Annotated in this window: 22 protein-coding genes; 12 read left to right on the top strand and 10 right to left on the bottom strand. The window is 40.3% G+C overall.

From position 1 onward, the window contains the following. The first annotated feature begins 10 nt into the window (after nucleotides 1-10). From eno to B9T23_RS05800, 5 genes are all read left to right on the top strand, one after another. A complete protein-coding gene (gene eno / locus B9T23_RS05820; protein ID WP_086193394.1) occupies nucleotides 11-1300 on the top strand; it encodes a phosphopyruvate hydratase in 1290 nt (429 codons plus the stop codon). 16 nt (nucleotides 1301-1316) lie between these two features. Further along, entirely contained in the window at nucleotides 1317-1712 is a 396-nt protein-coding gene (locus B9T23_RS05815) for a septum formation initiator family protein (RefSeq protein WP_086193393.1), read from the top strand. After that, nucleotides 1702-2394: a 2-C-methyl-D-erythritol 4-phosphate cytidylyltransferase gene (ispD, locus tag B9T23_RS05810; protein WP_228145901.1), complete on the top strand. Its 693-nt coding sequence runs from the start codon at nucleotides 1702-1704 to the stop codon at nucleotides 2392-2394. Before B9T23_RS05815 ends, ispD begins: the two co-directional genes overlap by 11 nt. Before the next feature lie 83 nt (nucleotides 2395-2477). Next, nucleotides 2478-3614, top strand: a complete 1137-nt coding sequence (gene rodA / locus B9T23_RS05805) for a rod shape-determining protein RodA (protein WP_086193391.1) — start codon at nucleotides 2478-2480, stop codon at nucleotides 3612-3614. A gap of 56 nt (nucleotides 3615-3670) precedes the next feature. Next, nucleotides 3671-4327: a DUF6988 family protein gene (locus B9T23_RS05800; protein ID WP_086193390.1), complete on the top strand. Its 657-nt coding sequence runs from the start codon at nucleotides 3671-3673 to the stop codon at nucleotides 4325-4327. Between the two features lie 32 nt (nucleotides 4328-4359). Here B9T23_RS05800 and B9T23_RS05795 read toward each other — a convergent pair whose 3' ends face one another. The 10 genes from B9T23_RS05795 to B9T23_RS05750 all read right to left on the bottom strand — a co-directional run bounded on the left by B9T23_RS05795 (nucleotide 4360) and on the right by B9T23_RS05750 (nucleotide 12314). Then, entirely contained in the window at nucleotides 4360-4656 is a 297-nt protein-coding gene (locus B9T23_RS05795) for a cyd operon YbgE family protein (protein WP_086193389.1), read from the bottom strand. Between the two features lie 3 nt (nucleotides 4657-4659). Further along, nucleotides 4660-4761: a cytochrome bd-I oxidase subunit CydX gene (gene cydX / locus B9T23_RS05790; RefSeq protein ID WP_002120988.1), complete on the bottom strand. Its 102-nt coding sequence runs from the start codon at nucleotides 4759-4761 to the stop codon at nucleotides 4660-4662. A 23-nt stretch (nucleotides 4762-4784) separates the two neighbouring features. Then, on the bottom strand, nucleotides 4785-5930 hold the full coding sequence (cydB, locus tag B9T23_RS05785; RefSeq protein WP_086193388.1) for a cytochrome d ubiquinol oxidase subunit II: 1146 nt from the start codon (nucleotides 5928-5930) through the stop codon (nucleotides 4785-4787). Continuing rightward, nucleotides 5927-7513 carry a cytochrome ubiquinol oxidase subunit I gene (locus B9T23_RS05780; protein ID WP_086193387.1) on the bottom strand — a complete coding sequence of 529 codons (1587 nt, stop codon included), beginning with the start codon at nucleotides 7511-7513 and terminating at the stop codon, nucleotides 5927-5929. Before B9T23_RS05780 ends, cydB begins: the two co-directional genes overlap by 4 nt. Further along, a complete protein-coding gene (cydP, locus tag B9T23_RS05775; protein WP_067724744.1) occupies nucleotides 7513-7704 on the bottom strand; it encodes a cytochrome oxidase putative small subunit CydP in 192 nt (63 codons plus the stop codon). The genes B9T23_RS05780 and cydP overlap by 1 nt, the downstream gene beginning before the upstream one ends. A 465-nt stretch (nucleotides 7705-8169) precedes the next feature. Next, nucleotides 8170-9288 (bottom strand): porin, encoded by a 1119-nt coding sequence (locus tag B9T23_RS05770; RefSeq protein WP_086193386.1) that lies wholly within the window; start codon nucleotides 9286-9288, stop codon nucleotides 8170-8172. 254 nt (nucleotides 9289-9542) lie between these two features. Beyond that, nucleotides 9543-9956 (bottom strand): HIT family protein, encoded by a 414-nt coding sequence (locus B9T23_RS05765; RefSeq protein ID WP_086193385.1) that lies wholly within the window; start codon nucleotides 9954-9956, stop codon nucleotides 9543-9545. A gap of 32 nt (nucleotides 9957-9988) precedes the next feature. Then, nucleotides 9989-10258: a YARHG domain-containing protein gene (locus B9T23_RS05760; RefSeq protein WP_086193384.1), complete on the bottom strand. Its 270-nt coding sequence runs from the start codon at nucleotides 10256-10258 to the stop codon at nucleotides 9989-9991. A gap of 81 nt (nucleotides 10259-10339) precedes the next feature. Continuing rightward, nucleotides 10340-11212, bottom strand: coding sequence for an NAD(P)-dependent oxidoreductase (locus B9T23_RS05755; RefSeq protein WP_086193383.1), 873 nt, complete (start codon nucleotides 11210-11212; stop codon nucleotides 10340-10342). A 10-nt stretch (nucleotides 11213-11222) separates the two neighbouring features. Further along, nucleotides 11223-12314, bottom strand: coding sequence for an alpha/beta fold hydrolase (locus tag B9T23_RS05750; RefSeq protein ID WP_086193573.1), 1092 nt, complete (start codon nucleotides 12312-12314; stop codon nucleotides 11223-11225). A gap of 138 nt (nucleotides 12315-12452) precedes the next feature. Here B9T23_RS05750 and B9T23_RS05745 point away from each other — a divergent pair, with 138 nt between their 5' ends. From B9T23_RS05745 to B9T23_RS05715, 7 genes are all read left to right on the top strand, one after another. Next, a complete protein-coding gene (locus B9T23_RS05745) occupies nucleotides 12453-13640 on the top strand; it encodes an O-succinylhomoserine sulfhydrylase (protein ID WP_086193382.1) in 1188 nt (395 codons plus the stop codon). Between the two features lie 45 nt (nucleotides 13641-13685). Continuing rightward, a complete protein-coding gene (locus B9T23_RS05740; RefSeq protein ID WP_067724754.1) occupies nucleotides 13686-14015 on the top strand; it encodes a YbaB/EbfC family nucleoid-associated protein in 330 nt (109 codons plus the stop codon). Between the two features lie 12 nt (nucleotides 14016-14027). After that, nucleotides 14028-14624 carry a recombination mediator RecR gene (recR, locus tag B9T23_RS05735; RefSeq protein ID WP_067724756.1) on the top strand — a complete coding sequence of 199 codons (597 nt, stop codon included), beginning with the start codon at nucleotides 14028-14030 and terminating at the stop codon, nucleotides 14622-14624. 224 nt (nucleotides 14625-14848) lie between these two features. Next, on the top strand, nucleotides 14849-15991 hold the full coding sequence (locus B9T23_RS05730; RefSeq protein ID WP_067724758.1) for a ribonuclease D: 1143 nt from the start codon (nucleotides 14849-14851) through the stop codon (nucleotides 15989-15991). Nucleotides 15992-16119: 128 nt separating this feature from the next. Beyond that, the gene (locus tag B9T23_RS05725) at nucleotides 16120-16428 is read left to right on the top strand and encodes a YcgL domain-containing protein (protein WP_067724796.1); all 309 of its coding nucleotides are present in this window, start codon (nucleotides 16120-16122) and stop codon (nucleotides 16426-16428) included. Nucleotides 16429-16449: 21 nt separating this feature from the next. Further along, a complete protein-coding gene (locus B9T23_RS05720; RefSeq protein ID WP_086193381.1) occupies nucleotides 16450-16833 on the top strand; it encodes a hypothetical protein in 384 nt (127 codons plus the stop codon). Between the two features lie 21 nt (nucleotides 16834-16854). Next, entirely contained in the window at nucleotides 16855-17706 is an 852-nt protein-coding gene (locus tag B9T23_RS05715) for an AAA family ATPase (protein WP_086193380.1), read from the top strand. The last annotated feature ends 4 nt before the right edge of the window (nucleotides 17707-17710 follow it).

Genomic DNA, 17710 nt, shown 5'->3' with positions numbered 1-17710 from the left:
GGAATTGTTCATGAGTCAAATCGTTGACATCCGTGCACGTGAAATTTTAGACTCTCGTGGTAACCCAACCATCGAAGCAGACGTAATCTTAGAATCTGGCGTAGTTGGCCGTGCATGTGCACCATCTGGTGCTTCAACTGGTTCTCGTGAAGCTTTAGAACTTCGTGACGGTGATAAATCACGTTACTTAGGTAAAGGTGTTCGCACTGCTGTTAATAACGTAAATACGTTAATTCGTGATGCTTTAGTTGGTAAATCAGTATTCGAACAAAAAGACATCGACAATACGATGATCGCGTTGGACGGTACTGAAAATAAAGAAAAATTAGGCGCAAACGCAACTTTGGCAGTTTCTTTGGCTGCTGCGCGTGCTGCTGCTGATGAAAAGAAAATTCCTCTTTTCCAATACATCGCAGACTTACGTGGTCAATCAATCTTGACTATGCCTGTGCCAATGATGAACATCATCAATGGTGGTTCACATGCAGACAATAACGTTGATATTCAAGAGTTTATGATTGAGCCTGTGGGCTTTACTTCATTCTCTGAAGCGCTTCGTGCAGGTGCTGAAATCTTCCATTCTTTAAAATCAGTTTTAAAGAAACAAGGTTTAAATACAGCGGTTGGTGATGAAGGTGGTTTTGCACCAAACTTACGCTCAAACGAAGAAGCAATTACCGTAATTCTTGAAGCGATTGGTCAAACGGGTTACAAAGCTGGTTCTGACATCATGCTTGCGCTTGACTGTGCATCTTCAGAATTCTACAAAAATGGTCAATACATTCTTGCGGGCGAAGGCAACAAAGCGTTCACAAGCAATGAATTCTCTGACTATTTAGCTGGTTTGGTAAAACAATACCCAATTATCTCGATTGAAGATGGTTTGGACGAGTCTGACTGGGAAGGTTGGTCTTACTTGACTTCAATCCTTGGCGATAAAATCCAGTTGGTTGGTGATGACTTGTTCGTAACGAATCCTAAGATTTTACAACGCGGTATTAATGAGAAAGTCGGTAACTCGATCTTAATCAAATATAACCAGATTGGTACCTTGACTGAAACTTTAGATGCAATCTACCTGGCTAAAGCAAATGGTTACTCTACTGTAATTTCACACCGTTCAGGTGAAACTGAAGATTCTACCATTGCGGATCTTGCAGTAGGTACAGCAGCGGGTCAAATCAAGACCGGTTCACTTTGCCGTTCTGACCGTGTGGCTAAATATAACCAATTGCTTCGTATTGAAGAATTGACTCATGCTGCATATCGCGGTAAAGCTGAATTCAAAGGTTTGAACTAAGCGACTAATGCGATTTATGTTAAGTATATTTAACTCCGCTGCGAGTAAAGTATTATTGGGCCTTGCGATCATTTTGATCGCGGGGTTTCAGTACTTATTCTGGTTTGGCGAAGGTGGTTATCATGACCATCAAAAACTGGCCCAAAAAATTCAACAACAAACAGAAATAAATACGGAATTAAAAGAACGTAACCGTGTTTTAGCTGCTGAAGTCTATGACTTGAAAAATGGTATTGAAGCCATTGAAGAACATGCCCGTTTAGACCTAGGTTTGGTCAAGCCGCGTGAAACTTTTGTGCAAATGAGCATGATTGGCACGCACTATAAACCGATTTATATTGACCCAAATGCCAAAGTAGATTTAAGAACAAATGAAGACGACACGGGAGCACCACCCGCAAATGCGCCATAAAATTTGGGCGGTTATTCCTGCTGCGGGTTCTGGAAGTCGTTTTTCTAAAACTGAACTTAAACAGTATCAGATGATTCAAGGTCAGACTGTATTAGAGCATACAGTGAGCCGTTTGAATGATTTGCCACTTTCAGGTTATGTCTTGGCAATCAGTGAAGATGATTCGGTTGCAAAAACATTGAATTTTACTCAGCCTGATAAAGCTCATTTTTGTGTCGGTGGAGCAGAACGGGTTAATTCTGTTCTGAATGCGCTGACTTATTTAAGCCAGATGGCTTCACCTGATGATTTGGTCTTTGTGCATGATGCTGCACGTCCTTGTGTCACCCAAGATTGTTTGAATCGTTTAGTGAATACTGCAACACAGGAAAACTGTAGTGCGATTCTGGCCATTCCTGTTCGTGATACTTTAAAATTTGTTGAACAAGAAAATAATATTGATAAAACCGTAAGCCGTGATTATTTATGGCAAGCACAGACACCACAAATTTCAAAGTTAGGTATATTGAAGCACGCCATTGAAAAAGCGTTGCAGGATGGCATCACGATTACGGATGAAGCCAGTGCTTTGGAGTATGTGGGTGAGCCAGTAAAAGTGGTACAGAGTCGTTCAGACAATATTAAAATCACCTATTCTGATGATTTGGAACTGGCCAAATTGATTTTATCCTCACAAAAATAAAATAAAAAATGGCTTCAGATGTATTATCTCTAGAGCTTTAAATTTATACTTTGCCATCGCATTTAAACACTCAAATATTTCAAATGATACCATCACCTCAGTATCGTTTTTTACGTCACTCTTTACGTGATGGTAGAAGCATTAAACATGATTCATCCAGATGGACTAGATTACATTTAGATCCATGGCTACTTTGTTTTCTTTTATTGAATTCAGTGTTGGGATTGATGGTGGTCTATAGTGCAACCATGCAAGATAGCAGCATGGTCATCCGCCAAGCCACAAGTTTTGGTGTCGGCTTTATCATCATGTTTCTTTGTGCACAAGTTCCGCCAAAAGTCTATCAGGCAGCAAGCCCTTATTTTTATATACTGGGCATTGTGCTGTTGGTACTGGTGCTGATTATTGGTGATACCCGTTTGGGTGCCAAGCGTTGGCTAACCATCCCGGGTATAGGCAGTATGCAGCCCAGCGAGATTATGAAATTTGCCATGCCGTTAATGATGGCTTGGTTTTTCTCTCGTCGTGCTTTTCCACCGACATTCATGCAAATTGCCATTGGACTCATGTTAATGATGTTTCCTTTCGTATTGGTGGCTTTGCAACCTGACCTGAATATTGGACTTATTATTCCCGGTATTTTTGCTTTATTTCTTTGTGGGATGTCATGGCGCCTCATTTTGGGTGCATTGACGGCACTGGCGGTGGCAGCACCTCTTATTTGGATGTTCTTATTACAGACCTACCAAAAGAAACGGGTTTTAACTTTGTTTGATCCAGAATCGGATGCATTGGGGGCAGGCTGGAATATCATCCAGTCGAAAATTGCCATTGGTTCTGGCGGCTTAACCGGTAAAGGGTATTTGACCGGGACGCAATCGCATTTGGGTTACTTGCCTGAACATCATACTGACTTTATTATGTCGGCCTATGCTGAAGAATATGGCTTTATCGGGGTGTTTTTATTATTCAGTCTTTTTGCGGCCATTATTATTCGTTGCTTAATGATTGGGTTGAATAGCTTCCACAATTTTGGTCGTTTATTTGCCGGCACCATTGGATTGACGTTCTTCTTCTTTGTATTTTTAAACTCGGGCATGGCGAGCGGTATTTTACCCGTCACTGGAGATCCGTTGCCGCTGATGAGTTATGGTGGTTCAGCCGTTATTTCATTACTGGCAAGTATGGGTATTGTGATGTCGATTCATACTCATCGATAAACAAAATAACTATTTTAAAGCGAGATGATAATCTCGCTTTTTTGTGAGAGGGGAAAATGAATCTGTATGAAAAATCATCAATGATGATTGAAGAATTAAACAAACAATTAGATAGTTCAGAGCTGATTGATGGCGGGTTAAGACTTGATTTGGTTTATCAATGTTGCGAAATATCCATAGAACATGGAATTGCTGTAAAGACACTTTTAGAAACTGAATTGTATACTTCAGCACTTGCATTGTTTAGAGTGCAATTTGAGTCTACTGTCCGTGCATATTGGTTGCTTTTGAGTGCGACAAATAATCAAATTCTGAAATTTCAAACTACAAGCATTGCGGACCTATTTAAAAATGAAAAAATACCAATGGTTTCTGAAATGATAGAAAAATTAAAAAATATTGAAGAAATTAGGCCTATGGCACTACAGTTTGAAGAATTTAAATTTTATTCACTTAAGCACTTAAACTTGATTGTTCATACTGGTAAGCATTCTTTAGTAAGAAGTACATTTGGTCTAAATGAGAAGCAGTATAGTGATGTAATGAAACAATCCAATGGATTAACAACTATGGCTGGACAAATTCTTTTAAGACATAGTGGTAAAGAAAAATGGATACATATTTTGCATGCTAAGTACCGTGATTGTTTTTTGATGCAAAAGGATATTTCATCTGAAGAAAAAGCAAGAATTGATGCAATGTATAATAAGTAATAAAGAAAGCCCTCAATCGAGGGCTTTTTTGTTTAGGTGAAGAGCCACGTGTAGTAACCCCAAAACATCAGTGGCCATGCCAGAAATGGGCTAAACAACCATTTCCATAACCAAAACTTTGGAATAAAACCTACACCGTGAATAAAGCCCCCTGAAATACCGATCATGATATACATCATGGTACGGTGGCTATATTCACCATTTGCATCTAGCATCATCGCTGGATGAATCAATAAAATGGCTGCAAGCGGCAATGCCAACAAAAATGAAATGGCCATTGCAAACTTGTTCGGCTTCTTGGTCTCTGTTGTTATTGCAGCTTCAGTCATTTTCTATTCCTCATCCAGATCTTGATGGTGTTCAATGTAAAGGGCGCTGAGTACACCTGCAAAACACGCCATTAAAATTCCAAGAATCCAAGCGAAATACCACATATTTATTCTCCTGACACACAAGCCTAGTAAAGGCTGTGTGAATTATCCTGAACGTGTTTATTGGTGATTACACCCCACATTTTGTAGTAACACCAAGTGGTGTAACACAAGATTAGCGGTACAAAAATACAAGCTGCCACAGTCATTACAGTAAGTGTGTTTTTACTAGAAACCGCATCCCACATGGTCAAGCTGATGGCTGGATTAAGGCTTGATGGCATTAAGAATGGGAACAATGCAAAACCAGCAGTTAAGATTGAACCGATGACAGCCAGACTCGAACCTAAAAAGCTAAAACCAGCCTTGTTTTTCCCTGCAGCAAGCACCACGATGATGCCGCCAAGAATACCCATGATTGGTGCAATCATAGTGATTGGGTAGGTTGAGTAATTGTTCATCCAGCCGTGGTTGCCATTGGTAAGCACTTCTTTGGCTAATGGATTGGCAACCCCATTGGTATCAAATGGTTGTACCAATGTATAACCTTCAATACCACCGAAGTATAACCATGCACCTGCACCCAAGAAGCATGCTAAGAATACCATGCCCATGATTTGAGTGGCTTTGGCAGAACGTGCACGTAAATCACCATCGGTACGTAGCATCAACCAAGCACCACCATGTGCACAAAGCATTGATAAGCTGACTAAACCACAAATCACTGCAAATGGATTAAGCAGGGCAAAGAAGCTACCTGTGTAGGTTGATCGCACAGTTTCATCTAGGGTAAATGGAACACCTAAGAACATGTTGCCGAACGCGACACCAAAGACTAACGCTGGCACAGCACCGCCGACAGCTAAACCCCAATCCCAAGACGTACGCCATTTGGTATTTTCTAGTTTAGAGCGATAGTCGAAACCGACTGGTCGTAAGAATAAGGCGAACAAAACCAGAAGCAGTGCCCAATACATGCCAGAGAAGGCGGTTGCATAAACCATTGGCCATGCAGCAAACAGTGCGCCGCCGGCAGTAATAAACCAAACTTGGTTGCCGTCCCAGTGTGGGGCAATCGTATTGATTGCCGCACGACGTTCATCATCATTTTTACCCACGAATGGCATAATGGCCATTGAGCCCATGTCGAAACCATCGGTCAGGGCGAAACCAATCAGCAATACGCCAACCAATACCCACCAGATAATTTTGAGAAGTTCATATTCGATCATGATTGAGCCTCCGCAGCAGCGTGGTTTTGAGCATCATCTTTTTCAAAATGGTATTTACCAGTATGTAAAGAACTTGGACCCAAGCGAGCAAACTTGATCATTAAGTACATTTCGATAATCAGAAGTACTGTATAGAATGCTGCAAGTGCAATGATTGAACCCCAAATGTCACCAGTGCTTAAGCTTGAAGCAGATAGGTGTGTAGGTAAAACCTCACCAATTGTCCACGGCTGACGACCACCTTCAGCCACATACCAGCCAGTTTGTGTAGCGATCCAAGGCAATGGAAGCCCGTAAAGCGCAAATTTAAGTAGCCAAGGCTTGTTCTCTGCATTGCGTTTAGCCACTGCATAAGTTGCAAGGATAAATAAAAGCAGCATTAAGAAACCTGAAGCCACCATGGCACGGAATGAGAAGAACAATGCAGTTACGTTAGGAATAGTATCCTTGGTTGCTGCTTTAATGTGCTCTTCAGAAGCATCTACGACATTTGGTGTATATTTTTTAAGAAGTAAGCCATAACCTAAGTCTTTTTGATTTTCTTTGAAAGAAGCCATAAGCGCTGGAGAACGGTCGCCTGCACGAAGTTTTTCAAGTTCACCATAAGCATTCATACCATTGCGGATACGGAGTTCATGTTGAACCATTAGGTCTTTAAGACCAGTCACTTCTTTATCTAAAGAACGTGTCGCAATAATCCCCATTACATATGGAATTTTGATGGCGTAGTCAGTGCGTTGTTCTTCCTGATTAGGAATACCAAACAATGTGAATGGTGCTGGAGCAGGGTGTGTATCCCATTCTGCTTCAATTGCAGCAAGTTTTGTTTTTTGCACATCACCTAACTCATAACCTGATTCATCACCCAATAAAATTACAGATAATGTAGAGGCTAAACCGAAGATGGCAGCGATGGCGAAAGAACGACGTGCAAATGGAACATCGCGTTTTTTCAACAAGTAGAAACTTGAAATTGCCAGAACAAAGATTGCACCAGTGACATAACCTGAAGATACAGTGTGTACAAATTTAACCTGAGCCACTGGGTTGAAAATCAAGGCACCGAAGTCAACTAACTCCATACGCATGGTTTCAAAGTTAAACTCTGCACCTACAGGGTTTTGCATCCAGCCATTCGCCACCAGAATCCAGAGTGCTGACATGTTGGAACCGAGAGCAACCAGCCAAGTCACACTTAAATGCTGGACTTTAGAAAGTCGATCCCATCCGAAGAAGAATAAACCAATAAAAGTTGATTCCAGGAAGAATGCCATCAGGCCTTCAATCGCCAGTGGAGCGCCGAAAATGTCACCGACATAATGCGAATAGTACGCCCAGTTTGTACCAAACTGGAATTCCATGGTTAAACCAGTGGTCACCCCTAAAGCGAAGTTAATACCAAAAAGTTTTCCCCAGAATTTAGTCATGTCTTTATAAATTTCTTTACCGGAAATCACATAGGTGGTTTCCATAATGGCAAGAATAAAAGCCAGACCAAGAGTAAGAGGTACAAAAATAAAGTGATACAACGCGGTCATTGCAAATTGGAACCGCGAAAGATCGACCACGCTTTCAGAAATCATCAACGTGTCTCCTTGATTTGGGAAGGACTGCCGGCGATACGCTCGGCAACTTGAGAGTCAAAATTTTTGGGAATAGTGGGGGCGTCGAACCAGATATGTTTAATCGTCAACAAGAGAGCAATCTTAATTATTAATATGATTGTTATCTCGCGAACTAATCGTTGATTAAAATCTTTGGGTATTAAGCTCATGCAAATAAGCCTATTTTTAAAACATAATGGATATTATTAAACAAAAAGTAACTAAAAATAAATAGATTAAACAGTTAAAATAAAAATATATTATTTAAATTAGTAAAAACAATAACTTGTTTGTTGTATATGTTAAAAAATAAACTAATATTTATTTGCTTTAAAGTAGACTAAAAAGCTTTGTATTAATGTTTTTAATCCCAACTAAAATGGTCATGTATTATATTTGAAGTTGACTAAAGCAGTTAAGTGTTGTATTTAAATCCGACTAAAACAGTCGTATATAATTAAAAAAATATTTATTAAATGAGATTGATTCATATTTTAATTAAAATTAAAGGACTTTTAAAAAAGAGAATAATAGGGTTGTGGAATTAAATATTCTATTCATCAAAGCTGTTATGAAAATTTAGTTTAAATAAAAAAGACCGCCCTCAGGCAGTCTCATGTTGGATATTTTGAATTCTAGAATTTGATTTCCATACCTAAACCGTAAACACTTTCATCAGCGTTACCTTTTTTAGGTGAGTTATCCCATTCACGCTGAACTGCGTTAGCAAACAATTTGGTTTGGCTATTTAATTTGTAATCTGCTCCAATACCCCATTGGTCTACAGAGCTATCACCCGATGCACCACCCAGTACTGCATAGTCAGTATCAGCTTGTTGATATTGGGCTTTAAAAGTCCACGGTGTATTTGCAAGTTTGTAAGTTGCAGAGATTAACCATGCATCTTCTTCTACTTTGTTATAGTCACCTGCATAAGCTTCATTAACTGCTAGTGTAGCGGGATTATCGAGAGTTAATCCTTTAAGATTGGTATAATCTGAAATCTCAGCAGTTTGCCACATTGCACCTACAGATAAACCGGTAGCACCAATTTTACCTAGGTCGAAAGAACCACCTACACGGATTGCATCAGCAGGAGCATTTGAGATACCGACAGCAGCGAAGTCGCCTACAGATTTGAAGTTTCCTGCAATCACGCCTTCGAAGCCTAAATCTTTATTGGCATATGAAAGTGAAGTAGAGATACCATCACCAATGCTGTCACGTGCTCCATCAGTATATTTAGTTGTTTCAGTGGTAGACTCACCTTGTTGAGCTTGAAGTGCAAATACTAAACCACCCATCAGTTTAGGATCGGTTTCAATCCCAATGACATTTTCTACACGCTCTTCACCATACATCATTTCTTTGATGTCAGCATGTGCGTAGTCATTAAATACGTCACGGTATCCACCAGCAGCGTCTTTAAATGGGGTATCTATAATACCTGCTTTTAATGTACCTACATCAGCCCACTTTAAACCAGCGAAGATATTACGTTTTTTAAATACGTCATCACCACCATCTACATCTACTTCCCATTCGGCTTGGTAAATAGCAGCAAGTTTATCAGTCAGTTTTTCTTCACCTTTAACACCAAGACGTGAAGCATTGGAGTTTAATTCAGTGACTGAATCTGTACCATTATCATAGCTGTCAACACTTACATTCAATTTACCATATACAGTTGGTGCTGCTTGTGCTGCACTCATCCCCATAGCCGCTACTACAGTAGCGAGAAGCAATTTTTTCATTGAGATTTCTCCAAAACACGGTTCTAAATGGCATTCGCCTTACTTAACACTTCTTTTTAGTTTGCTTAAGTACAAAAAGTTACAGAAGCTCACCAACTTGCTATGCAGTATCTGTAATCTTTGTGACAAAAAAGTGAATGACAAATGACAGTTTGATGACGCGTTTAGATTGATCTTTAAACTAAATATTTCTTTTTTATTCTGTATTTATAAAAAAATGGAGCCAAAGCTCCATTTTTTGGATTCATTTTAAATCAAAGTGCGGCTTTAATTTTTTCCGCCAAGGCTTGGATTTTTTCTTGATCACCCATGTGCAAAGCATGCTTACCTAATTCATGAACCGAACTTGGAATAAGGTGAAAATGTACATGCGGCACAGTCTGACCAGCGGATGCGCCTGAAAGTTGCATCAGTACAATGCCTTTTACTTCAAGTGCTATTTCCATCGCTTGCGCAACTTTTTGCACAATTTGAATGGTGTAAGCAGCAGCGTCAGGAGGTAGATCAAGCAATGTTATAGCAGGTGTTTTAGGGATGACCAGCGTGTGACCTTCAGCTTGAGGCATGATGTCCATAAAAGCGAGAACTTGATCGTCTTCATACACTTTAATTGCAGGAATTTCGTTGCGGATAATTCGTGCAAAAATATTTTGATCATCGTAAAGCATGTCTAATCCTTGAAAGTGATTGTGTACTGTAATTATTTACAGTTCAATTCTTTCTGACGATCTTTGATAGCGTCAAGTCGTTGTTGCTCTTTTTCTGAAAATTTTGGTTTAGTTGTATAGCAATTATCATTGCCAAACTTCGCCTTTGCATCCGGGTCTTTAAAGCAAAAACCTTTAGATGCGTAAATGACATCATGGTCATTTTTCAATTTTTGACATTCTTGCTCTGGCGTTGCTGCAAAAGCACTTGCCCCAATAAAAGTTGCAACACTAGCAAAAATTGCAAAACTTAACTTAGTCATGAGAGTTTCCTCTGTAAGAACATTGTGTATAACACATAATCACAATATTAGGTTTCGTTATCATTATTCAATGGCGAGTTATTACTCAAGTGTAATTTTACTCCATGATTCGTACATTTTTACAGCGCTAGAAAAGTCACTGTCTTTTTCAGCTAAATTACTGGAAGCCTGAATTAAACTTTGGGTGAGGGCAATGACTGGCGCAGAAAGTTTGGCTTCACGAACCAAGTCTAAAGCAATACCGGTATCTTTGGCTAATAACGGTAGGGCAAAGGTCAGAGGAAAACTACGGTTTAAAATACGCTGCGGTAAAACAGTTTCCGTGACACCGCTTTTACCACTGGATGCATTAATACAATCTAAGGCTTCGTTCAAGTTTACGCCATGTGCTTTGAGGGCAGTAAAACCTTCGGCAACTGAACAAAGATTTACAGCCAATAACATATTGTTTACTGCTTTAACTGCAAATCCTGCACCTGGGCCACCGACATGTTTAATCAGTTTGCCGAAGGCTTGAATAGCGGGCAGGGCTTTTTCAAAAGCTGTAGCTTCTCCACCAATCATCACAGTCAACGTAGCATTTTCTGCACCAATGGTTTGACCACTGACAGGTGCATCAAGGAAATCTACATTTTGTAATTTGAGTTGCTTTGCTAAGTTTTTTGCAGATTCAGGAACACCACTGGTGCAATCTACCCATATCGCGCCAGATTTAATCTGAATCGTTGCAATGAGATCTTCCACTTCTTTACTGGTCGGCAGGCAAGAAAAAATGATATCTGCCTGAACCGCTTGTTCCAGTTCGACTGCCTGAGTGCCAAATTCAGTTGCATGTTGTTTGGCTTTTTCGAAATTACGGTTCCATACATAGACCGTGTCGAAATGTTGAGGCAAATGTGCTGCCATGCGGTAACCCATAGCCCCTAAGCCGATGAATGCAACTGACTGAATCATGATGTGTCCTTTATATTTTGCTTGATCTGTGTTTTAGCCAAGTGGTCATAAATGGCCAGAACTCATTGGCACTGGCTCGGCTGGACATCAGCCCTAAATGACCACCGGGGATAAGAGTAAACGTGACATCTGGACTATTTGTCAATTCAATTAAAGGCTTAACCGCTTCTATAGATACAATCTGATCGCTACGACCCGCACCCACCAATACAGAGCACTCGATATTCTTTAATTCGATATTCTTATCTTGTAATTGGATAATGCCATTTTTTAGTGGATTTTGTAGCCAGACATTAAAAATCATGTCCTGATTGATCCCACCGGGATAATCAATCATGCGGTTGAGGAAGCGTCCCATCGTCGCGTGCTCATACAAAACTTGCGTGTTATCCAGATTCAGCAGCAGCTGCTTTTGACTTTGAATCCATCCAATAGGATCAATAATTTTAAACCCGAATGAATTTAATACTCCCGGAGTATGGAGCAGCGATTTAGGTAAAGTTTCGGAATAGATTTTGTTTTGCAGCGCTTTATTTTTGGTAATGAGTTGATTGACCTTTTGAAAAAGTTTACCGGTACGACCCGAGGCATGACTGTCCACCGGACTGCCCAATACAATTAAATTTTTAACGTAGTTCGGTTTATGCAGTGCGCAATACAGCATGACAAATACACCGGCCATACTCCAGCCATGCAGTGAAATTTCATCGCTGTTGGAATGCTGACGAATTTGGGCAATGCAATGGGGGATTGCATCATCAATAAATGACATGAAATTGAGGAAACGGTCTTTATAGTTGTATTGACCCCATTCCACTAAATAGACATCAAAACCACTATTTTGAAAATGCTTTACCAATGAACGGTAAGGGTATAAGTCATAAATGGCCATGCTGATTGCCAGAGGTGCAACAAAAACCAGTGGTTCTTTATATTGTCTATCCGGCGAGGCGTAATAACGAATACGGGTTTGTTTGTACTCTGCAATGATTTCATAGGGCGTAGTTTGCGATAAAACTAGCGATTTTGAATTAAACAAACGGGTCGACAGGTTTTTAAGCTTGCTTTTCTGTTTGGCAATTTTATTTTTAACTTGAATCATTGCTGCGGGTACTAACATATGAGTGGATTGATCGAAGTGTAGGCGATAATTATGGATTATACCTTGACCTTAAATACCATAGGCGCTCAAAATGTTGGCAATTATTAGCAACGGCAGTCCAAGGACTGGGTAGGAAAGATGAGCCAACAAGACGACATTGAATACCAATTAGATACTTTAGCCATTCGTACAGGTCATACACGTAGTTTTGAAGGTGAACACAGCGAGCCAATTTTCCTGACATCTTCATTTGTTTATGAAAATGCAGCAGAAGCAGCCGCTAAATTTTCGGGTCAAGAACCGGGAAATATTTATTCACGTTTTACCAATCCGACTGTAGCGATGTTCGAAAAACGTTTAGCAGCTTTGGAAGGTGCTGAACGTGCTGTGGCAACCAGTTCTGGTATGGCAGCCATTATGGCTGTTGCAATGTCCTATTTGAAAATGGGCGATCATGTTATCTGTTCACGCGCCGTGTTTGGTTCGACTGTATCTTTGTTTGAAAAATACGTGGCTAAATTTGGTGTAACTGTTGATTTTGTTGATTTGACAGATTTGCAGGCATGGAAAAATGCCATCAAGCCTGAAACCAAACTATTGTTTGTAGAATCTCCATCCAATCCGCTTGCTGAAGTTGCTGATGTTCAAGCCTTGGCAGATCTTGCCCATGCCAATGGTGCATTACTTGCGATTGATAACAGCTTCTGTACTCCAGTCTTGCAACAGCCGATTAAATTTGGCGCGGACTTGGTGGTTTACTCGGCGACTAAATATCTTGATGGTCAAGGCCGTGCTTTGGGTGGCGCCGTAGTCGGTAACCACAAACTGCTTGAAGAAGTATTTGGTTATGTACGTACCACCGGTCCATCAATGAGCCCATTTAACGCTTGGGTATTCTTGAAAGGTCTGGAAACTTTACGTTTACGTATGCGTGAACATTCAGCAAGTGCACAGAAACTGGCTGAATTCTTGAACAACCATGAAAAAGTTGAAAAAGTGTATTACGCTGGTTTAACTTCGCATGTGGGTCATGAGCTTGCAGCGAAGCAACAAACTGGTTTTGGCGGTATTGTTTCGTTTGAAGTAAAAGGTGGTCGTGAAGGGGCTTGGAAAGTCATCGACAATACCCAATTTATATCTATCACCGGTAATTTAGGTGATGCGAAATCGACAATTACTCACCCAGCGACGACAACTCACGGTAAACTCTCAGCGGAAGCGAAAGAAGCTGCAGGTATTCGTGAAGGTTTAATTCGTGTATCTGTTGGTTTAGAAGATATTGATGATATTATTCGCGACATTAGTCGTGGTTTAGATTTAATCTAATTTTTTATAAACATTGATTTAGAAATTGATTGTTCGGAGAATTTTATGAACATTAATATGTTGATGCAGCAAGCGCAGCGCATGCAGAAAGATGTTGAAAGCAACATGAAAAAAGCCAAAGAAGAGCTTGCTCAAACAGAAGTTCATGCTGAAGCAGGCGGTGGCTTGGTGAAAGTGACCATGACTTGCCGTAACGTGGTAAAACGTATCGAAATCAATCCTGAACTTCTTCAAGAAGATGCAGATATGATTGAAGACTTGATCGCTGCTGCCATGAATGATGCTGCACGTCAGGCTGAAGCGGTTTCTGAAGAACGAATGAAAGCGGCTAACTCTGGTATGGGCTTGCCACCAGGCCTTGCTGGTTTATTCTAAGGAATACGTTTAGTGTTTAGTGATCGATTTGATCAACTGGTACAAGCTTTACGTATTTTGCCAAGTGTTGGGCCGAAATCGGCTCAGCGCATGGCATTACACCTGATCATGAAAAATAGAGAAGGTGCAGTCGGCTTGGCACATGCCTTAAATGAAGCAACGACCTATATTCATGAATGTAGCGTTTGTCATTCGCTGACTGAAAATGAAGTGTGTGATATTTGCCTGTCACATGAACGCGATGATCAGCTGTTATGTGTGGTGGAATCGCCTGCAGATGTCATGGCAATTGAGCAAAGTGGCAGTTTTCGTGGCAAGTACCATGTACTGGGTGGGCATTTATCGCCACTGGATGGTATTGGCCCTGAAGAAATCGGTATTCCGTATCTGATTCAGCGCTTAAGTCAAGGCAATGTTTCTGAAGTGATCCTCGCAACCAATGCCACAGTAGAAGGTCAGGCAACTGCACATTATCTGGTTGAAGCCACCAAGCATTTACCTCTGAAAATGACCCGAATTGCTCAAGGTGTTCCTCAAGGGGGGGAGCTTGAATATGTGGATAGTCATACTTTAAGTCAGGCTGTTCATAACCGGATGCGTATGAAATAAGTGCCATGCTACTTATTTCATCACTTTTGTTTAGCTTGAAATTTGAGTTTTCCTAGTTTTAATTAAGCTTAAACTTATACAAAAAATATATAAAAGCTGATTGTGTTTTGATTTAAACCCTAAAATAGAGTGAATATGCGTGCTAGATGTAAAATTTGTTATATCTAAATGTTATATATCGGTTAATATGTTTTTAAAGAGAATCTGATTTTAGACTCGGTAATATGTTTCAGTTCATTCAGCAACAAAAAGACTTAGATAATATTTTGCATTTGATGGGTCAGACATCCATTTATGGATTAGACACAGAATTCATCAAAGTGGATACCCTGTGGCCTAAATTAGGTGTATTTCAAATCAATGTTGCAGGTCAGGTCTTTTTGCTCGATGGGACAAGTCTGGATTTGTCTGCATTTTGGCAAAAATTATTTCAAGCACATCAGAATATCTTCCATGCCTGTAGTGAAGATATCGATCTAATTTATCACTATGCACAGCAAAAAAGCCTAAGCAATGTTTTTGATACTCAAGTGGGATTGTCTTTTCTGGGACACGGACTGCAAGTCAGTTATCAAAATGCATTGAAACAGATGCTTGATGTCGATATTGATAAAGGTCAAACGCGATCTGACTGGTTGGCACGTCCGCTTAGTCCAGAACAGCTGACTTATGCTGCAAATGATGTGTTTTATTTGATGAATTTATCCAATAAAATTCAGCATGAATTAACTGAAAAATATTTGCTCGATTTTGCACTCGAAGATTGCCGTCATCTGACCCATGAAATTGGTCAGGAAACTCCATTAGATTTGCTCTACCATGATATTGGTAATTATCGACATTCGCGCCGTCAACTGATGCAGTTACAACAACTGGCTGTGTGGCGTGAACAGATGGTTAAAGCGCTGAATTATCCACGCAGCTTTATTCTGAAAAGTTCAACCATGATTGATTTGGTGGAAAAAAATCCCCGTAATCCTTTCCAGTTATCCGGCATTAAAGATATTCGTCAAAATATCGTGCGCGATCATGGGAAGACCCTTCTAGATTTATTGAAATTCTTGCCCGAGCAGGCGGAATGGCCCCTTCGTATGGCACGTCCAATTCGTCATTCATCAAAAGATATTGGTGAAAAGGTCGATAAAGTCATTCAGGCTGTAGTAGAAGAAACCACCGTACCGAAAGAAGTGCTGATGCGTAAAAAATGGCTCAATGCTCTGTATCAACATGTGGTATTTCATAATGATGAGCAGGATTTACCGGCTTATCTTTTAGGTTGGCGCTATGACCTGTTAACCAAGCCACTGATTGATGTTTTGCATGCTGACGAACAATACCTGTCTACCCAGATGAAGGTGGTGGAATAATTTTTAAACAGATTGATTAAAGAATTATCGTTTATACAAAATCAAGACTGATGCGTTAATAATCACTAATGTATCCGTCTTTTTTTTGCTGTATGCTTGAGCTAAGTTTTATGAGTACTGTTTCACCTATGCATTGTTCAATTTTCAAATCTAGCAAAAAAGATGAAATGTATCTTTACATTGCCCGTCCTGAGCCAACTGAAAACGAAGCTGAAGCAGCAAGTCCACTTGAAATTTTGCCAGAACCGATGCGTATTGCATTTGGTCGTGCAACTTTTGTGATGGATTTAGAGCTATCTGAAAGCCGTAAATTGGCACGTGTAAATGTGTTGCATGTGATTGACTCAATTCAAACCAAAGGCTTCTTTATTCAAGTGCCGCCAGAAGGTTTAATTAATCCTAATCAACCTGCCCCAGAAGGGTTGCGCGGTGCCTAAAGTCGATTCAGGAGTTGCACGATGAATAGTTTTCTTTCACTACTAGATTCAATTCCTGAAGACAGCATCGCTGTCACGGTTTATGTATTAGGCAGCATTATTATTCTTTGGGCGTGGTATGCGATTGCAAAACGCTTGCCTAAACCTTTGGGTGGAATCACGTGGATCATTGGATTTGCGATTTTACTCACGCCTACGGTATCTGAAGGAAATAATGCTTCCATCGCCCCGGCAATTTTTGGGTTGTTATTTGGCATTTTAACCAAAGAAACCGTTTTGGTGTGGTCAAATGCTTCTCTCATTTTATTTGTTGTGGGACTTGGTTTAGTGGTTGGCTATTTATGGTCAAGATACACAGCCAACAAAGCAAAATTTGTAGTACGCAAAAATAGTTCACCGCTTTAAGTAAAACAATAAGGTTAAATCATGTCTGTGGATACTCAACAATTTTCTGGTACAGATCAGTACATTGCGACTGATAGTTTAAAACTTGCTGTAAAAGCTGCACGTGCATTGCAAAAACCACTTTTGGTTAAAGGTGAGCCGGGTACAGGTAAAACTTTACTTGCCGAACAAGTCGCTGAAAGTTTAGGGCTTGAACTGATTACCTGGCATATCAAGTCAACCACCAAGGCGCAGCAAGGTTTGTATGAATACGATGCAGTATCACGTTTGCGTGATAGCCAACTGGGCGACGATCGTGTTTATGACATTAAAAACTACATCAAACCTGGAAAATTGTGGGAAGCATTCACCCGCGAACAACGCTGTGTATTGTTGATTGATGAAATTGATAAGGCAGACATTGAATTTCCAAACGACTTATTGCATGAACTGGACAAAATGTCGTTCTTTGTTTATGAAACCGGGGAAACCATCACCGCGACGCATCGTCCGATCGTGATTATTACTTCAAATAATGAAAAAGAATTGCCGGATGCATTCTTGCGCCGTTGTTTCTTCCATTATATTGAATTCCCTGATGAAGCGACCATGCGCGAGATTATTGATGTGCATTTCCCGCAGGTTTCATCAGCTTTGGTCAATGAAGCTTTGCAAGTTTTCTTCAAACTTCGTCAAATTCCGGGTTTAAAGAAACCGCCTTCAACCTCTGAATTGATTGACTGGTTAAGCTTGCTGATGGCAGATGATATGCCGGAAGACATATTGCGTAACCATGATAAATCGAAAGCCATTCCACCGCTGTATGGTGCGCTGATTAAAAACGAGCAAGATGTGCAGTTGCTTGAACGTTTAGCCTTTATGTCGCGTCGTTAATAAG

It is taken from the genome of Acinetobacter terrae (genome assembly GCF_002135195.1).
Lineage (GTDB): Bacteria > Pseudomonadota > Gammaproteobacteria > Pseudomonadales > Moraxellaceae > Acinetobacter > Acinetobacter terrae.
The sequence above is the reverse complement of the archived record's forward strand: the minus strand, read 5'-3'. Positions and strand labels throughout refer to the sequence as shown.